This window comes from Marivita sp., assembly GCF_048006345.1.
GTDB lineage: Bacteria > Pseudomonadota > Alphaproteobacteria > Rhodobacterales > Rhodobacteraceae > Marivita.
The window spans coordinates 1914728-1935713 of the sequence record NZ_CP180351.1; the positions used below are offsets into that span (position 1 = coordinate 1914728).

Sequence of the window (20986 nt, forward strand, 5' to 3'; positions counted from 1 at the left end):
TCTGATGCGTGCGCATCCGCTTGAAGCTGTTCGTGCACGCATCGCCGATTTCAAAGCCGTATTCGCCATCCCCGCCTTTGCCACCTATCAGGCGGGCAACCTGATCATGACCACCGGCTTCTGGATGCAACGCATCGCGGTGGGCTGGGTCACTTGGGAGCTGACCGGGTCCGAGGCATGGCTCGGCACGGTGGCTTTTGCCGAACTCTTTCCGTCGCTGTTGACGGCGTTGTGGGGCGGTTCGCTCGCCGACCGACACGCAGCCCCCAAGATCATGTATTGGGGACAGATCGCCAGCGCGGCCGTATCGGTTGCTCTGGCGCTGCTCTATTTCACCGGCTGCCTGACACCCTGGGCGATGGCAGGCATGATGGCGGTGCTTGGCGCGGTCTCCGGTGTGCTGCTGCCCGCGCGGCTGTCGATGGCGCGGCATCTGGCACCACCGAAACTGCTGTCTTCGGCGCTGGCGGTCAATTCGACCGGCTTCAACCTGTCGCGGTTCCTTGGCCCGGCGCTTGCCGCGGGCCTGTTGGTGGTCGGTTCTGCTGGTCTGGTCTTCTCGGTGTCGGCTGCGGGTTTCCTTGCGCTGTCCGTTGCGCTCTACCGCATCCGCAACGTTCCGGCACAGACGAACCGTGTTGTCTCGGCCCAGCCCGTGAACATGGCCGGCGTGATGCGCGATCTCATGCACACACCGCTCATTCTCGGAGTCCTGATGCTGCAACTGGCGCAGGGATTGCTTATTCGACCGGCCAGCGAATTGTTCCCTGCCTATGCCGAAGTGGCCTTTGGTCGGGGCGAGGTCGGGCTGGGCCTTCTGAATGCCGCGCTTGGGGTAGGCGCGATCCTCGGGGCGCTCACGATGTCCAAAGCGCAGGACGGGCGCGGAGCCTTGGTGCAGATCCTGACCACATCGTCGGTCTTCGCCCTGTCCCTTCTGGTCTTTGCGGTGACAGAGATCTTCTGGTTAGCTCTGGCCATCCTGCTGCTGCATGGCGCAACCATGTCATCGTCGAATATCGCCGCATTGGCCTATGTTCAACTTGAAGCGCCACAGGATCGGCTTGGTCGCATCCTGAGCCTCTACACGATCATTTTCCGGGTCGGCCCGGCCCTTGGCGCGTTTCTCTTCGGGGTGACTGCCGAGGCGACCAGCCTGATGACGACCGGGGTCAGTTTTGCCCTTGCAGGATTGTTTGCGACCGGAGGGCTTGCTCTGTTCATTCTGAAACCGAGGAACCAGCTCCATGACCGACCATGAGCGCGCGTTTGACTACCTGACTGGTGCATTGACGGGCGGGGCGGCGCCCAGCGCGGTGGGCCTCAAGTTCACACCGGATGGACAGCCGCTGACCTGTCGCGGCAATACGACGATCTGTCATGTCGATCCACGATCAAAACCTTTCGCCGCACTGGTGGACGCACAGGATCAACTTAAGGCAGGGCTATTGGCCGACGGGTTCACCTTTCTGCCGCCCGAGAGTTTTCACATGACGATCTTCGAAGGCGTCATCGACTATGCCCGCACATCTGATCGCTGGCCGGGGCATCTGCCGAACGAGGCTTCCGTGGATACTGTGACCATGGATTTCGCAGATCGGCTTCAGGATATCGGCCTGACCCGCACCGTCATTGCCCGCCCCACCGGAGTTTTTGGCGGCTTCAGCGTGCGGATGTCCGGTGCCGACAAAAGCGAAGAGGCATTGCTCAGATTGACCCGTGATCAATTGCAGGCCGCAACCAACCTCGTGCGCCCCGACCACGATGCTTACGAGTTCCACATCACGCTGGCCTACAACCTGCGCTGGTTCTCACCGGAAGAAGCCCGATCCATCATCGCACTTTCGGACAGGGTTGGCGCAGAACTTATCGAGAGGGTGCCGAGGATCGTGCTTGGCCCCGTGGAATTCTGTACGTTCGAGGCAATGCATCATTTCGAACGTCACCACTGGATCGACTAATCCAAGGCCACCCCATGGGAGCGCGCCTATCCTTACGCATCGCATGTGGTTTCGATTAGCGAAGCCGTTGGCGCGCACCGCAGTTGGGGAACAGGGCCCGACAGACCCAGTCAAAGCCACGTCCGCTCCAGGTTTCCAGCAGCAAGAGCCGACAAGACCAGCAAGGTGCGTGGTTCAACCAACGCTTGATGCACACCTGGAATTCCACATAATCGAATTCAATGTTGCTGAGGCTCACATCAAGGCAGGATGTCTTTTGCGCAAAGACCTTCCCCAAGAACAGCGCCCTGCAGCCGGACGAAAAATAACTTCATATCAGGCAAAGCCCCTTGAGCAAAAAACTCATAAATGACCCCGACAATCTGATCTCTGAATTGATCGCAGGGATGCTCTCGGCACATCCGAAACATTTGACCACTCAAGGCGTAACCGGGCGTGCGATTGTAGCGCGCAATGGTCCGCGCGAGGGCAAGGTCGGTATCGTGATCGGCGGGGGCTCCGGGCATGAACCGGCATTCGCGGGCTATGTCGGTCAGGGTCTGGCGGACGCGGCACCGCTGGGAAACATCTTTGCCTCCCCTTCTCCGGCCCAGATCGTGGATGCGGGTCTGGCGGCTAGTGGTGGTGCAGGGGTGCTGTTCCTGTTCGGTAATTATACCGGCGACGTAATGAATTTTGCCATGGCTGAGGAGGAGATGGCAAAACATGGCGTCACCGCGCGCTCTTTCGTGACCACAGACGATGTCGCCTCGGCTCCGCCAGATCAGATTGACGAACGACGCGGGATTGCCGGCAATTTCTTCGTCTTCAAAGTGGCCGGCGCCGCCGCAGACCAGAATGCGTCCCTACAAGAGGTCCAAGAGGCAGCGCGTCGTGCCAATGCCGCAACGCGCACCATGGGGGTTGCCCTATCAGCCTGTTCCATGCCGCAAACCGGAAAGGCAAATTTCGAGATCCCGCTCGGCGAGATGGAAATCGGAATGGGCATTCATGGTGAGCCGGGCATTGCCCGTATTCCGGCAGAGTCAGCGGACGCCGTGACAGATCGTTTGATGACCCCAATCCTCTACGAGCTCGGTTTGACGGCGGGTGACAGGGTCGCGGTTCTTGTCAATGGACTTGGATCGACCACCCTGCTTGAACTCTATCTGCTGCATCGCCGAGTCGCCGAGATGCTGTCTGACCGGCGGGTCGAAATCCACAACAGTTGGGTTGGTGAATACTGCACGTCCCTCGAAATGGGCGGAGCATCCGTTTCGCTGATGAAGCTGGACGAAGATCTGCAAGCCTGGCTGGACCATCCCTGCGATACGCCCGCCCTTCAGGTCGGCGCGCCGCGCGATCCGCTGATCGCCTCTGCCCCGAATATCCCGAACCCAAGAAGCCAATCCGCCGACAAACCTGTGAGCGTCACCCCACGCACTGAACTTGTGGCGACAGGACCGATAACGCCTGACGTGTTCCGCCAGATGATGGCAGCCTCGGCCACAGCCATCTTCGCGGCGCGCAACTGGCTTTGCGAACTGGATGGCGCTATCGGGGACGGAGACCACGGCATCACAATGGAAATCGGCTGGAAGGCCGCTCTGGCCGCGTTGGATCACGCACCTGAAAAGGCCACCATTTCAGAGTTGAGCGAGGCGATAGCGGCGGCTTTTCTTGACGCTGTCGGGGCCTCTGCCGGTCCACTCTATGCGACGGGGTTTCAAAGGGCCGGAGCAGCCGTTTCCGATCGGCTCAATCTGGACAGCGCGGCGATGGTCGCGTGGCTTCAAGGCATGTGTCACGGGATCAAGGATCGTGGAGGTGCGGCTGCCGGCGACAAAACCATGCTTGATGCGTGGCTCCCGGCAATCGATGCGGCGACCTCTGCAGCCGCACAAGATGCGACCGTCAAGACGTGCCTAGCGGCAGCGGCCGAGGCCGCATCCAACGGGGCGAGAGGCACCACGCAGATGCAAAGCAACCGGGGACGGTCAAAGAAGCTTGGGGCGCGATCCATCGGTCACCAGGATCCGGGCGCTGCCTCTACAGCCATCCTCCTTGCGGCCTGGTCCGAGGCCGTCCGCGATCTTTGACGCTGTCAGCGCTTGTTGTACTTGGCATCGACCGCATCAATCGCACGGACATTTCCAGCCGAGCGTCCATTGGGATCGAAGCTGCTGGTCAAGAACGCACCGGCGATGTCTTTGGCCAGTTCCACACCAATCACACGCGCACCCATGGTGATGATCTGCGCGTTGTTCGACGTCGCGGCCTTTCCCGCGGAATAGGTATCGTGGCACTGCGCCGCACGAATTCCCGGCACCTTGTTTGCAGCAAGGCAGACCCCGATACCCGTGCCACAGATCAGAATGGCGCGGTCGACCTCGCCCGCGATGACGGCGCTTGCAACCCGGTCGGACAGGTCAGCGTAAAACGCGTCTGGCCCATCGCTCGTGCGCGACATCTCGACCACGTCGTAACTTTGAGCCAGATGATCAGCGAGGATTTTTGCCAGTTCTTCACCAGCGCTATCGCCTGCGACGGCAATTCTCATGTCGTTTCTCCCAAATCCAAAGTTGCAGCGCATTTTTCAAGTATGTTGAGGTATCCCGCGACGTCCCAGGCGGACCGACCGATGAACAACCCGTCGACATGCGGACAGCGGATCAACTCTTCGCAATTGTCCGGATTGACCGACCCACCGTAGAGACACGGCACGCGCCGCCCCAAGATGTCACCTGCGACAGCAATGATTTCGGACTGTCGCGCATCCGCATAATCCGAAGTCGCAGGAATACCACCGTCGCCAATCGCCCAGACCGGCTCATAGGCAAGCAAAACGGGCGCTTCGCCCGATACCGAGACCAATGCGGCTTTGACCTGTGACGCCAGCACATCTGTCGCGCGCCCAGCCTCACGTTCATCCAGTGTTTCGCCGATGCAGATCAACGGGATCAGCCCGTGGCGCACAGCCGCCGCCACTTTCAGCCCAACGGTCTCATCGGTCTCACCAAAATGCGCGCGCCGCTCTGAGTGCCCGAGTTCCACCACGTCAAGACCGCAATCCACCAGCATCGGCGCAGAAACTTCTCCGGTCCAAGCACCTGCATCGGCCCAATGCATGTTTTGCGCACCGACCTTTACCGAGGTGTCTGCAAGTACAGCCGCAACGTCGCGCGCGCATGTGAAAGGAGGCACGACAAAGCGCTGGATGCGCGGGTCTCGCATGCCGTCGGCGGCGGCAAGGACACGGGCAAACGCCAGTGCCTCTCCGAGGGTTTTGTTCATCTTCCAACTGGTGCCAATCCAAAAGGAGGCGTCCGTCATGCTGCTACCTCGTTTCCGAAAACCGGTTCACATCGGTCATATGTTCAAATCCTGCACACCGCTGTCGATGTGAGGCGCCCAGAAGGCAACGCTTTCGGCAATCTGAGCGATCACCTCGCGGTCATTCGGCTCACGTTCCTTGAAGGACAATTCCAGACATATTTCATTGTCGATCGCACCGCCCTCAGCCAAAGCCTTCAGCAGGGCTTCAGGGTGAATGCGCCCTTTGGCATTGAACTCTGCCGTGAATGGTCGGTGGCCCCCCTTGTCCATCAGGCTCTGCTTGATATGGATGATCGGGCTGACTTTTGGCACAGCGCGCGCCCATGCATAGGGATCATAATCGCTGGCGTCCGGGCTGGTTACGTCACCATGGTCGATGTCAGCCATCATCAGCATCGGGATGGCCATATTTGAAGCGCTCAGACGGTCCTGCAGCGCCAAGGCTGCAGGAATGGTTTCTCCAAATTCGCGTCCGATGCTCATCGGTTCCCAAAAGACGAAGTCCAGACCCGCCCGTTTCGCATGCTCCGCAACCTCTGCCCAGCACACGATGGCACGCTCGATCAAGGCTTCGCGGCGGATCGGGTCGTCGAAATCGCGGTAGGTGAAGATCGCAAACTGCGTGCCCACGGAACTCCCGCCCAAGGCAGCCGTGATATCGGCAAAGGTCTTGAACCACTCGACATAGTAGCGCCGCACCTCTGCATCGGGATGGCCGAAATGATTGAGCCGTCCATACGGACCCGTCATACCACTGGTGACGCGCACGCCGGTGCGGGCCAAGGCAGCCGCCATGGATTTGGTCAGCCGGTCGATCACGGTTGCGGGCCAGCTTGGGTTGATGAACTCGTGGGTCAATTGCAGGTCGCGGATGCGCAAATCCCGCGCAACGGTTTCGATCAGGTCATCTGGCTCGGCAAACCGATTGACCAGGGGATTGGTGTTCAGTGACAGCGAGAGTGGCATCACGGTCCCTCCAGACTGAAGCGCGGTATGATGAAGTCAGGGACGGCAGTAGAGCGGCAATGCTCCAGCAGCGCAGTGTCAGACAGGTCCGCATGCAGACCAGTGCGCACAAGCGCTGTCGCAAATCCGGCGGCCTGCCCTCCCGCGATATCATGCTCCGGGCTGTCGCCGATGCACAGCACACGCTCTGCCTGCCCCAATGCGTCATGGGCCAACCTGTAAATCAATGGAAATGGCTTACCGACCCATTCGACTTTGCCACCAAGTTCCTCGTAGAGCGTAGCGATGGCCCCTGCCCCAAATCGCGTTCCAAGTGGCGTCAGCATCTTCATGTCGGGGTTCGTGCAAAACGCGGGCACGCCACGCTGTGCTGCCGGGGCCAGCCAGCTGCTATATTGCGCTAACTCGAACTCGTCGGCGCGACTCCCGGCGATGATCAGTAAATCCGCCGCAGCCGCGTCTTCAACGGGGGTAAGTTCCAGCCCATCGACGGGAGACATATCGTGATCTCTGGCATGGACCCAAACCGATGCCCCCAACGGGATTTCTTTCCCGATCCTGCCCTTCAGCTCGGCAAAGGCGGCTTCCCCGGAAGACATCACCGTCAGGTAGCTGTCCGGATCGAACCCCAGTCGTGTCAACCGCGCCACGTTCGGCGCGGCGCGTTTTCCCGAGTTGGACAGAAGCACAATCTTCTTGCCCAACTGCGCAAGAGCCGACAAGGCCGCCGGCGCACCGTCATACGCGCCCGTACCATCGAGCAGGACACCGAACTGGTCGATCAAAAAGGCATCATACTGATGAGCGAGGCTTGCAAGGTCTGTCTTCATAGCGCCGATCTTGCCAAAAGTGCTGTGCCGTAGGCTGCCTCTCCGGAAAGCGGCTCCGGCATGGCAACGGACAAATGACGTTCTCGGATGCGCGTCCAAACAGGGTTCGCAGCGCCGCCCCCCACGGACCTGACGCTGCGCAAGACAGGTGCGCCCAGTTCTGCCAGACGGCGATACGCAAGCGCTTCGATGGCTGCGATCCCTTCGAACATCGCCTGAAGATGCAGGCTGTCTGTGTCAGGACGCGGCCCCATGACCGGTGCCAGATCGGGGTCATTGATGGGAAAACGCTCTCCTGCCCGGGCCAAAGGATAATAGGACAAACCGGTCTCTGTCTCGGGATCGATCAACTCTGAAAATCCCGCGATCTGTTCGGGTGAAAAATCAACCAAAAGTGCCTGCCCGCCGGTGTTCGACGCGCCGCCAGCCAACCACAAGCCCAGTATCTTGTGACTGTAGATACCGAATTGGGGGGCAAATATCGGCTCCTCTGACAACAGCTTGATCGTCAGGGTGCTGCCAAGCGCAGAGACTCCGTCCCCCGGCTGCTTGGCACCGGTTGCCAGAAAGGAAGCACAGCCATCTGTCGTTCCGGCGACCACCTTGCAATCTGGACTGAGGCCGAAATCGTTCCTGCCGACCTGTCCCACCACCGTTCCGGGCACCACGACATCCGGCAAGACCTCTGGGTCAATCACGTCCGAGATCCAGTCCGGCCAGTGACCGCTGACCGGGTCATACCCGGTCTTGAGAGCATTGTTCTCGTCGCTGACCCAGCTTCCGCTGAACTGACCAGAGATCCAGTCAGCCTGATGGATGATCCGTGCCGGAGCCGTCGCCAAAAGCTGCACGGCCCGCGCCAGCCCGCTGGTTGCACCACGGGCGGCTGTTGTCGCCGGCGACGCTGCCGTAATCCGATCCAGTAGACCAGCATCGGTGCAGGCATCATTATACATCAACCCTTCGGACAGGGGCACACCGGCGGCATCAATCGGCACCATCGTTCCCGAGGTACCATCGACCGCCAATGCGACCACGTCCTGCGACGCCACCTCTGCCAATGCGGCGCGCATCGCGTGTTGTGTTGCCGCCCACCATGTAGCGGGACTTCGGGGCCCACCCACATGGTCCGAGAGCGCCGATTTCCCGGTACCGACCACCTGCCCTGTGCGATCAAGTACGATCGCCCGCGCCCCGGATGTGCCCAAATCGATACCGAGGAAAAGCTCAGCCATTCAGCGCCTGCCGATACTTCTCGGCGTCCCAATCGAGCAATTCCCCGTTTTGTTGCAGTGTGAGATAGTTCAATTCCGCATCTTCCGGCATTCGGATCAGGACATCCCCCAGACATCGGGCCAGAGCCCAGGCTCCGGGCGTTGCATCCGCCCGCATCGCGGCGCCCTTGCCGGGGATCAGAACAAAAGGCGGGCTGTCGCCTGCAGGTAGCACGTCGCAGGCCAAAGCCCCCATCCCACAGAATATGACATGGTCGGGATACAGACTGCCGCCGGTTGCCATCGACAAAAGCGCAGGTGCGCAGGCAACATGGGACAGCGAAGCAGGCCCGGCAGTCCACCCCGGCGGCAGATCACCCATTTTTTCCGCCTGCAGGGATACCGCATCAACGCGAAGCGCCTCAGCGATATTTTGCAGAAGATCCCCTGCTGCAATGACGGTATCTGCTGCGACAATCACGCCGTGATTGCCAAGGACGATGACATCACAACCCGTCTCAACAGCACCGCGTACTTGGACGGCGAGACTGGCGCCGGGTTTCGCGTAAGGCACGATTGCCCAGTTGAACCCATTCAGTTTCGCGCCGATCGCAGCAACCGGATCGGCTTGAACCGCATGAACCAGCGTATGAATACAATGGACATGCAGCACGACGCGCTGGGGAAAGACCGCGTGCAGCGAAGTCTCGATCGACGGGCGCAAGCCGTCCTTTGCCAAGGCGAATTCCATGGGTTGGTCAGCCCGCGCTTCGCCCTTCGCAAGGCTGGCACGCATCGCAGGCAAATCGCAGGCCACAAAAATTTCGTGCCGGAGAGCATCGGCCAGGAGTGTGCCCGAAGCCTTGATCCACATCACCTCCCCATCCTTGATGGACGTATTGCCCCCCGCGCCCTGAACCAGCATCGGATCAGACCCGATTTTCGCCGACAGGCTGGCCAAATCCTTCAGATCATCGGGACGCATGATCATGCCAACTGTCCCAGATTTTCATCGCACCATGCGGTGAATTCCGCGATCTGAGCATTCGTCATATGAAGGTTTTCCTTCGTACGGCGGTGCAGCACATCCTGCGCGGACCTCGCCCACTCATGGGCCGCCAGATAGCGCACTTCGGCCTCGTAAAGCCGCGCGCCGAAGTGCATCCCCAAGCCCTCAAGCGAGGTAGCGTCCCCAATGATCATGCGCATTCGCGTTCCGTATAGCCTGCCCCAGTGCAACGCCAGTTCATGCGGCAGCCACGGGTATTCACGTTGGATGTCGTTCAGAAACCCATCGAAATCAGCCCCCGCGATATCGCCACCGGGCAAAGGCGCTTGCGCGGTCCAGTCCGGCCCCATGCCGGGCAGATAGGTCTCAATCTTTTGCATCGCATGTTCGGCCAGCTTGCGAAACGTGGTGATCTTACCCCCAAACACGTTCAAGAGAGGGGCACCGCCCAACGCTTCTAGGTCGAAGACATAATCGCGCGTCACGGCTGATGGATTTCCCGCACCGTCATCATAAAGCGGCCGCACGCCTGAAAAGCTTTGCACCACATCTTTTTGGGTAAGTTCCTGCCGGAAATAGCGGTTTACGGCAGCAAGCAAATAATCGACCTCGCTCTGGTCCACCGTCACAGCTTCGGGCGCGCCGTCATAGGCAATGTCTGTGGTGCCGATCAGAGCCTTGTCGCCCTCGTAAGGGTTGATAAAGATGACACGCTTGTCCGTGTTCTGCACCAGATAGGCCTGTGGCCCCTCCCAGAATTTCGGTGTGACAATGTGCGATCCCTTGACCAGCCGCACACCACGTTTGCTGTTGGTGCCAGCGACCCTGCCAATGACATCCGTCACCCACGGCCCTGCCGCATTGACCAAAGTACGGGCTGAAAACGCTCTTTGTCCTTCAGGACCCTGAACAGTGATGTCCCATGTCGCTCCGTTGCGTCGGGCCGAGGTGCAGGCCGTACGGGTCAGGATCTGCGCGCCGTTCTGGGCGGCATCCACCGCATTCAGAACCACAAGACGGCTGTCATCGACCCAACAGTCCGAATACTCGAACCCTTTGGTGTACCCGTCCTTGAGCGCCGCGCCTTCGGGATCGCGGCGCAAATCCAGAACCCGCGTGCCTGGCAGTTTTTTCCGCCCTCCCAGATTGTCGTACAGAAACAATCCCAGCCGCACCAACCACGCAGGGCGGTCATCCGGAGAATGGGGCAGTACAAAGCGCATTGGCCAGATGATATGCGGTGCCGCGTTGAGCAACACTTCCCGCTCGATCAGCGCCTCGCGCACCAGCCGAAATTCGTAATACTCAAGGTATCGCAATCCGCCGTGAACCAGCTTGCCTGACCGCGACGAGGTTCCCTGCGCCAGATCGTCCTTTTCGCAGAGCACGACGTTCAACCCCCGGCCTGCAGCGTCACGAGCAATGCCCGCGCCATTGATGCCGCCACCGATGATGAAAACGTCAACCGTTTCGCTCATTCCGTACTGTCCTTCGACTGCACACCGTAGCTTGCGAAACCGCGTGCGGTCTCTTCGATCTCGGCATCGCTGAGCAGCACCGGCCCGCCAATTGCAAGTGTATGGACATATTGATGCGCCAGCGCTTCGAGTTCCCCTGCCAGCCATAGCGCACGTGTCAGGTCGCTTGCGCCAACAACCATGCCGTGGTTGGCCATTAGACAACCATTGCGCCCGTCCATCGCTGCCAGAATATGGGCTGACAGATCAGCCGTTCCGTAGCGGGCATAGTCGCATACCCGAATGTCCGGACCACCGAAGGCCGCAATCATGTAATGGACCGCAGGGATCGGCTTGCGCGCGATGGCAAGGATGGTCGCATAAGGTGCGTGGGTATGAACCACGGCATTGAAGTCAGGCCGCGCACGCAAGATGTCACGGTGAAAGCGCCATTCGGACGACGGTTTGTTCGGCCCCTCCCATGCGCCGCTGTCATCGGCCAGCGACATCCTGGCAATCATCTCGGGCGCAATCACGTCATAGCCAACGGCGGATGGGGTTATGAGCATATGATCACCATCGCGCACCGACACATTGCCAGATGCACCCCGGTTCAGGCCATCCGCCTCCAGCGCCTTGCAGGCTGCAATTATGTCCTCGCGGTGTCCCATCAGATCAGCACGGGTTGCGCGCGGGTTCGCCTGCAATGTAACGGCGCACCTCTTCTGCGGCTTGTTCAGCGGCGAACGTCACCGTTCGTACCGAGGCACCAGCGATATGCGGAGTCAGCGTCACATTGGGCAGTTGCAGAAGCGGCCAATCGACGGGGACCGGTTCGATCCCGAAGGTCTCGAGCATGGCGCTGCCGATTTCACCGTCCACCAGCGCCTGATAGAGATCGTCATAATTGCACATTGGCCCACGCGCCGTATTCACGAACAAGGCATCCTTTTTCATCGCCTTGAACGCCTCTGCATTCATCATGTTCCGGGTTTCATCCGTAACGCGCGCATGCAAGGTGACAACATCCGCTTCGCCCAGCAGCCGTTCCAACGAAACGTGCTCGACCCCGGCCATTGCATCTTCCGGATCAAGTTGAACATAGGGATCGCAGACAAGCACTCTTGTCCCAAAGGCTCGCAGCAGTTTCACCACCTTGGTGCCGATATTGCCATAACCAATGACGCCCACGGTCATCTCGTTCAGTTCACGACCGGTTATATCGGCCCGGTAAAGATCGCCGCGCCATATCCCCTGCCGAAGCAACTCGTGGCCTTCGCGGATCTTGCGGGTCTCGGACAGGATGGCGCCAAGCGTGAATTCCGCCACTGCGGTAGAGTTCCGACCCGGTGTATTGACGACCGTCACGCCGTGGTCTGCTGCCGCGGCCATGTCCACATTGACAGGCCCGCCACGTGAGACCGCAACCAGCTTGAGGTTGGGCATCCGCTCGAACATGCCACGCGACAATGGCGCGAGATGGGTCACCAGGATTTCCGCATCCCCGACAAAATCCACAACATCATCCGCAGTTCCAAAGTATTCCTTCAGACCATCCATGCCTTCGACGGCATAGCCATGCTCCATGGGTTCATCCGGCCAGTTGTCCTTGCGGATGCGAATGGTCACCTCGTCTCCACACGCCGCGACCAAAGCCTGTTCAAAGGCCTCGGGCAGCATGAAGAGATCCCCAATGATCGCTACCGACTTAGGCATGGTGTGTCTCCTTCATCGCGGCCAGCGTCGCCCAGATCGGACCGGCATCTCTTCGCATGTTGCGGTACGACGGGAACAAGGCATCGTAGCGCGCCGCAAGCGCCGGATCCGGGGCTTCGGACGGCCCCAGCAAAGGCTGCACCCAATCGGCGATGCAGTCGTTCATATCCGCATAGGCCCCGATGGCGACTGCGGCGGTCATGGCGGCACCGGCAGCCCCCGCTTCTTCGCGTGACGCGGTCCGCACCGATGCGTTCAAGGCAGCCGACAGGATTTTCCGCAACGCGGTCGAGCGTGCCGCCCCTCCGGTCAGACGCACCTCGCTTGGCACCCCGCCCATCGCGTCATAGCAATCGCGCCCCGCATAGCCCAAACCCTCGATCACCGCGCGCAGAAGATCGGCAAAGCCATGCTTTGAGCCAAGCCCTGCAAACCCGGCACGGGCATTGGTGTCAATAAAGGGCCCGCGTTCACCAGCTTCCGAGATATATGGATGGTAGATTACCTCGCCCGGCGGCGTGCGCGCCAACCAGTCTTCGATCCGGGCAACCAGATCGGAGTGACTGACCGTGCCGCCCATTTCAGTTATCAGGTCTGCGCCAAGCCCCAGCAGCCAGTCGATATTCAAGGTCGAGGCCATGTTGGTCTGAATCTGCGCGACCATCCCCGGCACCGGCAACACCATGATATACCCCGAAGGCTCTGCGCTCAGTTTGACCTGATCCGCCGGCGCTGCGCGCATGTGCATGCCCGTCGATCCAACGATCGTGCAGCCAGTCGCCGCCTCTGGCGTATACAGCCCAGCGCCCAACCCGGTGCAAACCACATCGACATACGCAAGTGACACGGGTGTGCCTTCCCGAAGGCCGGTCTGTCGTGCCGCTTCGGCGGTGAGGCCGTGGGTTTGGCCCGCGCCGTCGACAATCTCGGGCAACAGCGCGCGCCTGTGCTCCAGCCCGAGACTGGCAATCACGGTGTCATTGTAAGTCCGAGTAAGGTAGTTTCCGAATGTGAAATTCGCTTCCGATGGATCTGTCGCGCGCGCGCCTGTCAGGTTGAGATACAGCCAGTCCTTGCAATGTAGGGCCACCTCGGCTGCGTCCAACATGTCAGGCTGTGTTGTATCCATGTGGGCCAGCTGCACCCCCATCTGACAGGCGTTCAACGCGGTTCCGGTGCTTTCGAAACGCGCGCGGGGTTCCGACTGCCGCAGCCGTATCGCCGTGGCGGAACTGCGTGCATCCAGCCAAAGCCAGCCATCCGTCACAGGTTGATTGTCCTTGCCCACAAGCCATGTGCCATCCCCTTGCCCAGTCACCGCAAGGGCTGCGGTGCGCGCGGCAAGACCCGGCACCTTGTCGGCCAGATCCCGGAGAGTCTGAGCACAATCCGCCCATGTCTTCGACTGCGACTGGAACGCCGCACCGTCTGCACGGCTCGTGTAACGATTTGGTACGGAAGCCATCGCAACCTGGGTGCCTTCCAGCAGGAAGGCAACCGACTTGATCACCGAAGTGCCCGCGTCGATCCCGATCAGTATATCACGCCCCTGACCTGTCATGCCATCTGTGCTCCATGGCTCAGAGCAGCACCGGTGTCCTTGTCGAAGACATGCAGGTCTTCCGGAGCGAGGCGCACGTGGATGGCATCCCCCACCGCGACGTCTGCGCGATCATGCTCTACGAGGACAATCGTGCCCTGAGCAAACGTTGCCGCGATATGGCTTTGATCCCCGAGCCATTGGTTCGCGATCACCTGCGCCCGAGCGCCATGCGTGTCGCGGTGCACCGCATATGGGCGTACGCCCAGCATGATCTGCTTGCGCGCAAGAAGCGTGGCACGCACGTCCGGGGCGAAGGCATCGGCGGCATAGGTCAGGTGCAGCCCGTCTCCCAGGTCAAGCTGCAGTTGTCCGTCGCGGTCGCTTGCTTCAGCGGCAAAGACATTCATCGGGGGCTCGCCCACAAAAGTGCCTGTGAACAGATTGGCAGGCGCCTCCTTGATGGTTTGCGGCGTTGCGAATTGTTGTAAGACACCACCCTCCATCACTGCGATCCGGTCGGCCAGGGCATTGGCTTCGGTCTGGTCATGGGTCACAAGGATGGCGGTCAACCCACGTTCCTTGATGTAATGCTTGATACGCCCCCGCAGGAGCGTGCGCAATTGCGGCTCCAGTTGGCCCATGGGTTCATCCAGAAGGTGCAAATCAGCGTCCCGGATCAGCGCCCGTGCCAAAGAAGCCCGCTGCTGCTGCCCCCCCGACACGGACGTAGGGTAGCGATCCAGGATGTCGGTGATTTCCAGCATTTCGGTCACTTCCCTGACCTTTGCCTCCACCTCGGCAGTCGGGAGTCTGGCGGCCTTGAGCGCGAAGGCGATGTTCTCGCCCACGGTCACAGTCGGATAGAGAGAGTAGCCCTCAAAGGCCATCGCCACATTGCGCCGCACAGGTGGCAATGCCTGCACCTCGCGGCCTGCCAGCGTAATCGTGCCTCGGCTGGTTTCCTCGAACCCCGCGATCATCCGCAGCGTCGAGGTTTTGCCGCAGCCGGACGATCCCAGAAGGGCAATGATCTCGCCCTTCATCACGTCCATATTGATATTTTGAACGGCATGAACGCCCTTGTTGACAGGGCCGTAGAATTTGTCGACGCCCGACAGTTTCAACAAGAAGGTCATGGTGCCACTCCTTGTGATCCAGCCGCCTGTGTCTTTACCGGGACGATCCGTTTGCCGGTGGCGCGGTCAAAGAGATGAATATGGTTCGCATCGATAACAATATACCCTGTGCCCTGTGAGGGCCCGGGCGTGCCCGCAGGTCGCGACACCATGATCTCGCGTCCATTTTGCGTCAGTCCCAGCGTCACGGTCTTTTCATTGAGCGGTGTCTCGGCTTCAATCGTGAGGGGGATCGCTTCGGCCGAACCTTCCTCGACAAAGCGGATTGCCTCGGGGCGAATGCCAATGATGCAATCGCGTCCGACCATATCCGAATAGCCCGCATCAATATTCACGGGCACACCAGACAGCGTAATGCACACACCCCCCTCAACCTGCACAGGCGAAACATCCAACAGGTTGATCACCGGATCTCCGAACAGCCGGGCGATCTCGATATTCGCCGGGGTCAGATAAATCTCTTCCGGGGTACCGGTTTGTTCAATTCCACGCGCATTCATCACCGCGATCCGGTCGCCCAGCGCCATTGCTTCTTTGTAATCCTGCGTGACATAGATCACCGTGGCGTTCTGATCCTTGAGCAACCGCGGCAACTCCAGGCGCATCTCGAAGCGAAGCTTTGCATCCACATTTCGCAACGGATCGTCGAGCAAAAGAATATCCGGCTCTCCCGCCAATGCGCGGGCCAAGGCCGTGCGCTGCTTCTGACCGTTGGACAACTCCTTGGGCTTGTGGTGCAGAACGTGGTCGATCTTCAGCATCCTAGCGATCTTGCCGACTGTTTCTGTGATCGCCGTCTTGTTCATGTTCCTCGCAGTCAGAGGGGCTGCGATGTTTTCGGTCGCATCCATATGGGGAAACAACGCAAAATTCTGGAAGGCCATGCCGATCCCGCGATCTTCCGGCTCGACCCCTTCCATGTCGCGCCCCTTGATCGTGATCGTTCCCGCATCCGGCTCGATCACACCGGCAATCAAGCGCAGCAAAACGGTCTTGCCCGCACCCGACGGCCCGAAGAGCACCAGTGTTTCGCCGCGCCCCACCGACAGGCTGACCCCGTCGAGAACGACATCCTTTTTGAAAGCCTTGACTATATTCTCAAGCGCCAAAGTCATGGTCTATCCTTTCACCGCGCCAAGACTCAGGCCTTCGACAAGGTAGCGTTGTGCATAAAGGGCAAGGGCGAAAGTGGGTGCAATCGAAAGAATGATCCCCGCAGCGATCTGTCCATATTGCACGCCAGACGCCGTGATGAAGGCGAGCGCCCCAACCGTGACCGGCTGTTTGTCTGCGGAGGCCAGCACCAGAGCAAAGACAAAGTTGTTCCACGCAAAGATAAAGGCCAAGAGAGCTGCGGCAGCGATCCCCGGTCCGGCCAGTGGCAGGGCGATCTTTCTGAACGTCGTCCACCACCGATGTCCGGCGATACGGTAGGCATATTCAATGTCGGCTGGAATATCCTCGAAATAGCCGCGCACGATCCAAAGGATCAGCGGCAAGACGATCAGCTGGTACACCCAGATCAATCCGCCATAGGTATTGGCCAGGCCAAGCTGCTGAAAATAGATGGTCAACGGCAAAAGCACCAGCAAGGGCGGCGCAAATCGGAACGACAGCAGGGTAAAGGCAATATCCTCCGAGCCCCGGAATTTAAGGCGCGCAAAGGCATAGGCCGCGGGCACACCCAGCATCAGCCCTACGGCAACAGACGCTGTCGACAGGAACAGCGAGTTGAACAGGTTGCTCATGAACCTGATTTCGAGCGAACTGGTGTCCGTGACAAGCTGGCCGGTGATCAGCCCTCGATAGTTCTGTAAGGTAGGCTCAAAGAAGATCGAGGGTGGCACCTGAAGGATGGTCGCATTGGTCTGAAACGACATCAGCACGATCCAGAAAATCGGGAACATGAAGAACAGGATCACGAGGGTGATCGCGATGCCGCGCAGGACAGTCTCGATGGGAGAGATGGTGTTCATGACCGCGCCCCTATGCTTCGCCGCGCTGCCGCTCGCGCAGGCGCAGCCAGTTCTTGATGAAGATGTTCGACAGGAAATAGGTTATGGCCCACAGGATCATCATCAATGCCGCAGACCGGCCCACATTCGTCGATTGGAAGAAGTTTAGATAGGCTTCGACCTGGAACACGGTCAACGCATCGCCCGGACCGCCTTGGGTCATCGCATAGATGATGTCGAATTGCTGGATGCTTTCGATCATGCGGAACAGCACCGCGGTCAGCAGGAAGGGCGTCAGCATCGGCAGTGTGATGCGGTAGAATACGAACCAGCGCGGCACGCCATCCAAAGCAGCCGCCTCGAATGGCTGCTGCGGAAGGGACCGCAGACCGGCCAGCAATAGGATCATGATGAAGGGCGTGTAGACCCAGACGTCAACGATCACGACCGTGAGCATAGCGGTTTGCGGATCAGACGCCCAGTTGAAGTCCTCAAAGCCCAGGAGGCCCGCGAAATAGGAAAGGATGCCAAAGCCCGGGTTGGTCATCAGCTTCCACATCAAAGCCGCAAGCGCAGGTGCCGTCATCAGTGGCATCAAAAGCATGATCGACACGAAGTTGTTGAATTTTGTCCGCTTCTGCAAAAGAAGCGCGATCCCCAGCCCCAACAGCAATTCAATGCCCACCGTTGTAAAGGCGTAGGTCATCGAGACTTTCAGCGTGTTCCAGAAGGAATCGTCGCTGAGGAAATTCCAATAGTTTTCACCCCAATTCCACTTGCGCGCCCAAGGCTGCGACAGCCGATAGCGCTGCAGCGAATACAAGACCGCCGTAACGAAAGGGATCAGGATGCCGATACAAACCAGCAGCGCCGGAAGGCTCAGCACATAAGGCAGCATCCGCCGGCTTACCTTGAAGCGACGCTTGGGAAGGCCGCTGTGGGTCGCATCTGACATGGGATAACTCTCTTGGGTTCCTGAAACCGGACAACGCCGGGCGTTCAAGATTGACGGGCCTTGGGGATGGATAACGGGTGGCTGAGGGTGGGCCCGCCCACGCTGCTGAGAGGCAGGCGGGCCCGGTCGCTTGGGCGAACCTCTAGTGCAGACCGGCTTCTGCCAGCTGCCTGTTAACGGATTCCGCCAGCATATCGAGACCCTCATCGACCGGGATCTCGTTTGCCACCATCTTCTGCATCGCTTCCGCCCACTCGGTGGTCAGGTCAAAGAACAGCGGCTGTGGCGTGAACTTGATCGAGGCTCCGGGGGCCGAAGCATCGTGCATTTCAACGTAACCGGGATAGGATGCCGAAAGTTTGTTGCGGAACATCTCATCAGCCCAGACCGAAGAACGTGCAGGGTTTACCAAGTCCATTTCACGCGCGCCAAACAGATCATGCTCCGGGCCTGTGACCCACTGCATGAAGTACCATGTGGCGTCCTTGTTCTGCGAGAAGCGGGACATGGACATGGACCAAATCCAGATATTCGGCGTAGCTGCCGAAGCTTCCGGGTTTGCGGCAAACCCGCTGAAGGCAAGGTTGCCTGCTTCGGCATTGTCGCCACCGTTCATGAAGTAGCCAAGGATGTCGGCGTCGAACATCATGGCGGACTTGCCTGCACCGACGTCGGTGCCGACCTGATACCATGTGTGCGTTGACCAGTCAGGCGCACCACTGTCCTGGATCATCTTGACCCATTTTGCATGGTATTCCTTGGAGACAGCCGTGTTCATGGCCGCCGAGAGCATGCCGTCACTGCCAACGGTGAGGTCAGTTTGGCCGAAGTTGGCATAACCGGAAAGGAAACCCGGATGGATCGTTGCCCAGCTGCGCGAGCCCCGGACACCGATGCCGTATCCGCCGCCCATCACGGCTTTCGCCGCCGCGGCAGTATCCAGCAACTCGTCGATGTTCGTCGGCACTGACAGACCGTTGGCGTCGAAGATGCGCTTGTTGTAGGTCAGGTTGTTTTGCTCGTAGGCCATCGGGATGCACCACTGCTTGGCATCATCCGACCCAATTGCCGCTCCGGGTACACCGCTCCAGGCACAGGACTTGCGAACGCCCTCAAGTACGTCTTCCCAGTTGTAGTCCGGGTTTGTCTTGGTGTCGTCCATGATCCATTCGTTCAGATCCTCGACCCAGCCCGCAGGACCGTAAGTCCATGTCATGTAGGCACCGGTCATGAAGGCGTCGTATTCGCTGGACCCCGAGGACAGCGTTGCGGTCACCTTGTCGAAGTAAACATCCTCCGGGAACACGTCATATTCGACGTTCATACCGGTGAGTGCCTTGAAGTTTTCGAGGTTGGCGATCAATGCATCGGTGTACGGGTGCTGGTTGAGCAACAGACGCACAGTGGTGCCTTCATGTGCCTTCCAGTTGAACCCGTTCTGCGCCAGTGCCCGAGTGGCCGAAGCGTTGACCAAAACAGCCGCGACGGACGTCGAAAGACCCATTGCCCCGAGGCCACGAAGCAGTTCACGACGGCTAATCTTTCCAGCCGTGAAACTGTCTATCAGTTTGTTTTCCTTATCGTACATATGGTTTCCTCCCTTGGTTTCCATTCTTGTTAGTCTTTCAAGAGCGCACGGGCCGTGCGCTCGTCGGTGATGAGGCCACTCAAGCAGCCGTTCATCAAAACAGATCGGATCGCGCCGACCTTCTCCATGCCGCCGGCGATAGCGACAATTTCATTCCCATCGCGCCCATTCAGCCCCGCAGACATGGTGCGCTCGGTCAGTCTGGTCCGTATCGTCTGGCCAGCAGCATCGAAGAAATGACCAAGCAATTCGCCTACACCGCCTTTGGCCACGACGTCCTTGATCTCTTCCATCTCGAGCATTCCCGACGACACCAGTGACGCGCTGGGCTCGGTCGTGCCGATACTCACGATTTTCAGATCCGAATTGGCCGCCATTTCGAAAACCTTCGAAACACCCCGCTGGTTCAGCAACACTTCGCGGTCTTCGACCGAGTTGGCGAAGAATGGCACCGGCATCACATAGGCCGTCGCCCCGGTTTTTTCCGTCAGCCGGGCCATCACATCATGCGGCGTTGCCGAGTAATTCCGCGTCAGGCCACCAAGAAGCGAGACGAACTTCACATTCTTCCCGTCGCAGCGGCTCATCTGTTCGACCGAAGCCGCCAATGTTCGACCATGCCCGATCCCGATACAGGCACGGGATCCGTTGTCGATCTCACGCTTGATGAAAGACGCCCCGGCTTGACTAAGCGTACGCAGAGGCAGCCCCTCTTCGCCAAGATCCGGCGCGATTTCACATGTTTCCAGCCCGTACTTGGCCGCCATCGCGTTTTCCAGCTCGATGCATTCGGCAATGTCGCCCTCGATCGAGACCTTGACCAACCCGTCCTGCACCGCGCGTGCGATCAGCCGATGCGCCTTTACCGAAGGAACGCCAAGCCGCTTGGCAACGGCCGCTTGCGTCAAACCTCCGACGTAATGCAGCCATGCTGCCCGCACCGAAAGGCTTGCCTCCATCGCTGTCTTTTCGGGCGTGAGCGCCATGTTCCCCCCGTGTGTGGCGCCACGCGTTTCGGCTAGTCCCGCTTGGCGAATTTTTTTCCACTACCTGTAAAATTTTGCACTTTGCATCTGACCTGTCAACATTATCCCTAGCCGCGCCGCAGCAACTCAGCCAACCTGCGGACTTGCATCGCTTTCTCCATTCTTGAATCCGGAACGGCATGCGCGGCGCGCGCAGAATGCTGCGACCGCGAAACCTCTGGATTGCGAAAAAAAGGATTTGGATTCGGACTATCGAAGCCAGCAAACGCAAAACTGCAGGAAATCCGGCGCACACCGCACACGGGTAACGAACTGGGGAACGGCCTCAATCCAGCGTCAAACCGGAGCCCTGCTC

Annotated in this window: 19 protein-coding genes; 3 read left to right on the forward strand and 16 right to left on the reverse strand. The window is 59.5% G+C overall.

What is annotated here, in order from left to right:
- The first annotated feature begins 4 nt into the window (after positions 1-4).
- The 3 genes from ACMVPR_RS09540 to dhaL all read left to right on the forward strand — a co-directional run bounded on the left by ACMVPR_RS09540 (position 5) and on the right by dhaL (position 4039).
- The gene (locus tag ACMVPR_RS09540; RefSeq protein WP_416882673.1) at positions 5-1261 is read left to right on the forward strand and encodes an MFS transporter; all 1257 of its coding nucleotides are present in this window, start codon (positions 5-7) and stop codon (positions 1259-1261) included.
- Positions 1248-1961, forward strand: coding sequence for a DUF1868 domain-containing protein (locus tag ACMVPR_RS09545; RefSeq protein ID WP_416882674.1), 714 nt, complete (start codon positions 1248-1250; stop codon positions 1959-1961). The genes ACMVPR_RS09540 and ACMVPR_RS09545 overlap by 14 nt, the downstream gene beginning before the upstream one ends.
- A gap of 329 nt (positions 1962-2290) precedes the next feature.
- A complete protein-coding gene (dhaL, locus tag ACMVPR_RS09550; protein WP_416882675.1) occupies positions 2291-4039 on the forward strand; it encodes a dihydroxyacetone kinase subunit DhaL in 1749 nt (582 codons plus the stop codon).
- 5 nt (positions 4040-4044) lie between these two features.
- Here dhaL and ACMVPR_RS09555 read toward each other — a convergent pair whose 3' ends face one another.
- The 16 genes from ACMVPR_RS09555 to ACMVPR_RS09630 all read right to left on the reverse strand — a co-directional run bounded on the left by ACMVPR_RS09555 (position 4045) and on the right by ACMVPR_RS09630 (position 20631).
- Positions 4045-4500: an RpiB/LacA/LacB family sugar-phosphate isomerase gene (locus ACMVPR_RS09555; RefSeq protein ID WP_300587583.1), complete on the reverse strand. Its 456-nt coding sequence runs from the start codon at positions 4498-4500 to the stop codon at positions 4045-4047.
- The gene (locus tag ACMVPR_RS09560) at positions 4497-5273 is read right to left on the reverse strand and encodes a triose-phosphate isomerase (RefSeq protein WP_416882676.1); all 777 of its coding nucleotides are present in this window, start codon (positions 5271-5273) and stop codon (positions 4497-4499) included. The genes ACMVPR_RS09555 and ACMVPR_RS09560 overlap by 4 nt, the downstream gene beginning before the upstream one ends.
- Positions 5274-5309: 36 nt before the next feature.
- On the reverse strand, positions 5310-6242 hold the full coding sequence (locus ACMVPR_RS09565; RefSeq protein ID WP_416882677.1) for a sugar phosphate isomerase/epimerase family protein: 933 nt from the start codon (positions 6240-6242) through the stop codon (positions 5310-5312).
- Positions 6242-7072 (reverse strand): TIGR01459 family HAD-type hydrolase, encoded by an 831-nt coding sequence (locus tag ACMVPR_RS09570; protein WP_416882678.1) that lies wholly within the window; start codon positions 7070-7072, stop codon positions 6242-6244. The genes ACMVPR_RS09565 and ACMVPR_RS09570 overlap by 1 nt, the downstream gene beginning before the upstream one ends.
- Positions 7069-8307 carry an FGGY-family carbohydrate kinase gene (locus tag ACMVPR_RS09575; RefSeq protein ID WP_416882679.1) on the reverse strand — a complete coding sequence of 413 codons (1239 nt, stop codon included), beginning with the start codon at positions 8305-8307 and terminating at the stop codon, positions 7069-7071. The genes ACMVPR_RS09570 and ACMVPR_RS09575 overlap by 4 nt, the downstream gene beginning before the upstream one ends.
- Positions 8300-9277, reverse strand: a complete 978-nt coding sequence (locus ACMVPR_RS09580) for a class II aldolase/adducin family protein (protein WP_416882680.1) — start codon at positions 9275-9277, stop codon at positions 8300-8302. Before ACMVPR_RS09580 ends, ACMVPR_RS09575 begins: the two co-directional genes overlap by 8 nt.
- On the reverse strand, positions 9274-10773 hold the full coding sequence (locus tag ACMVPR_RS09585; protein ID WP_416882681.1) for a glycerol-3-phosphate dehydrogenase: 1500 nt from the start codon (positions 10771-10773) through the stop codon (positions 9274-9276). The genes ACMVPR_RS09580 and ACMVPR_RS09585 overlap by 4 nt, the downstream gene beginning before the upstream one ends.
- Complete coding sequence (locus tag ACMVPR_RS09590) at positions 10770-11423, reverse strand: class II aldolase/adducin family protein (RefSeq protein ID WP_416882682.1); 654 nt, start codon at positions 11421-11423, stop codon at positions 10770-10772. Before ACMVPR_RS09590 ends, ACMVPR_RS09585 begins: the two co-directional genes overlap by 4 nt.
- A 4-nt stretch (positions 11424-11427) precedes the next feature.
- A complete protein-coding gene (locus tag ACMVPR_RS09595) occupies positions 11428-12468 on the reverse strand; it encodes a 2-hydroxyacid dehydrogenase (RefSeq protein WP_416882683.1) in 1041 nt (346 codons plus the stop codon).
- Positions 12461-14029 carry an FGGY family carbohydrate kinase gene (locus ACMVPR_RS09600; protein ID WP_416882684.1) on the reverse strand — a complete coding sequence of 523 codons (1569 nt, stop codon included), beginning with the start codon at positions 14027-14029 and terminating at the stop codon, positions 12461-12463. The genes ACMVPR_RS09595 and ACMVPR_RS09600 overlap by 8 nt, the downstream gene beginning before the upstream one ends.
- Entirely contained in the window at positions 14026-15147 is a 1122-nt protein-coding gene (locus ACMVPR_RS09605; protein ID WP_416882685.1) for an ABC transporter ATP-binding protein, read from the reverse strand. Before ACMVPR_RS09605 ends, ACMVPR_RS09600 begins: the two co-directional genes overlap by 4 nt.
- Positions 15144-16262 carry an ABC transporter ATP-binding protein gene (locus ACMVPR_RS09610; RefSeq protein WP_416882686.1) on the reverse strand — a complete coding sequence of 373 codons (1119 nt, stop codon included), beginning with the start codon at positions 16260-16262 and terminating at the stop codon, positions 15144-15146. Before ACMVPR_RS09610 ends, ACMVPR_RS09605 begins: the two co-directional genes overlap by 4 nt.
- Positions 16263-16265: 3 nt before the next feature.
- Positions 16266-17123, reverse strand: a complete 858-nt coding sequence (locus ACMVPR_RS09615; protein WP_300587616.1) for a carbohydrate ABC transporter permease — start codon at positions 17121-17123, stop codon at positions 16266-16268.
- A 10-nt stretch (positions 17124-17133) separates the two neighbouring features.
- The gene (locus ACMVPR_RS09620) at positions 17134-18057 is read right to left on the reverse strand and encodes a carbohydrate ABC transporter permease (protein WP_300587619.1); all 924 of its coding nucleotides are present in this window, start codon (positions 18055-18057) and stop codon (positions 17134-17136) included.
- 142 nt (positions 18058-18199) lie between these two features.
- A complete protein-coding gene (locus ACMVPR_RS09625; RefSeq protein WP_292268075.1) occupies positions 18200-19645 on the reverse strand; it encodes an ABC transporter substrate-binding protein in 1446 nt (481 codons plus the stop codon).
- A 29-nt stretch (positions 19646-19674) separates the two neighbouring features.
- Positions 19675-20631, reverse strand: coding sequence for a sugar-binding transcriptional regulator (locus tag ACMVPR_RS09630; protein ID WP_300587622.1), 957 nt, complete (start codon positions 20629-20631; stop codon positions 19675-19677).
- Between the last annotated feature and the right edge of the window lie 355 nt (positions 20632-20986).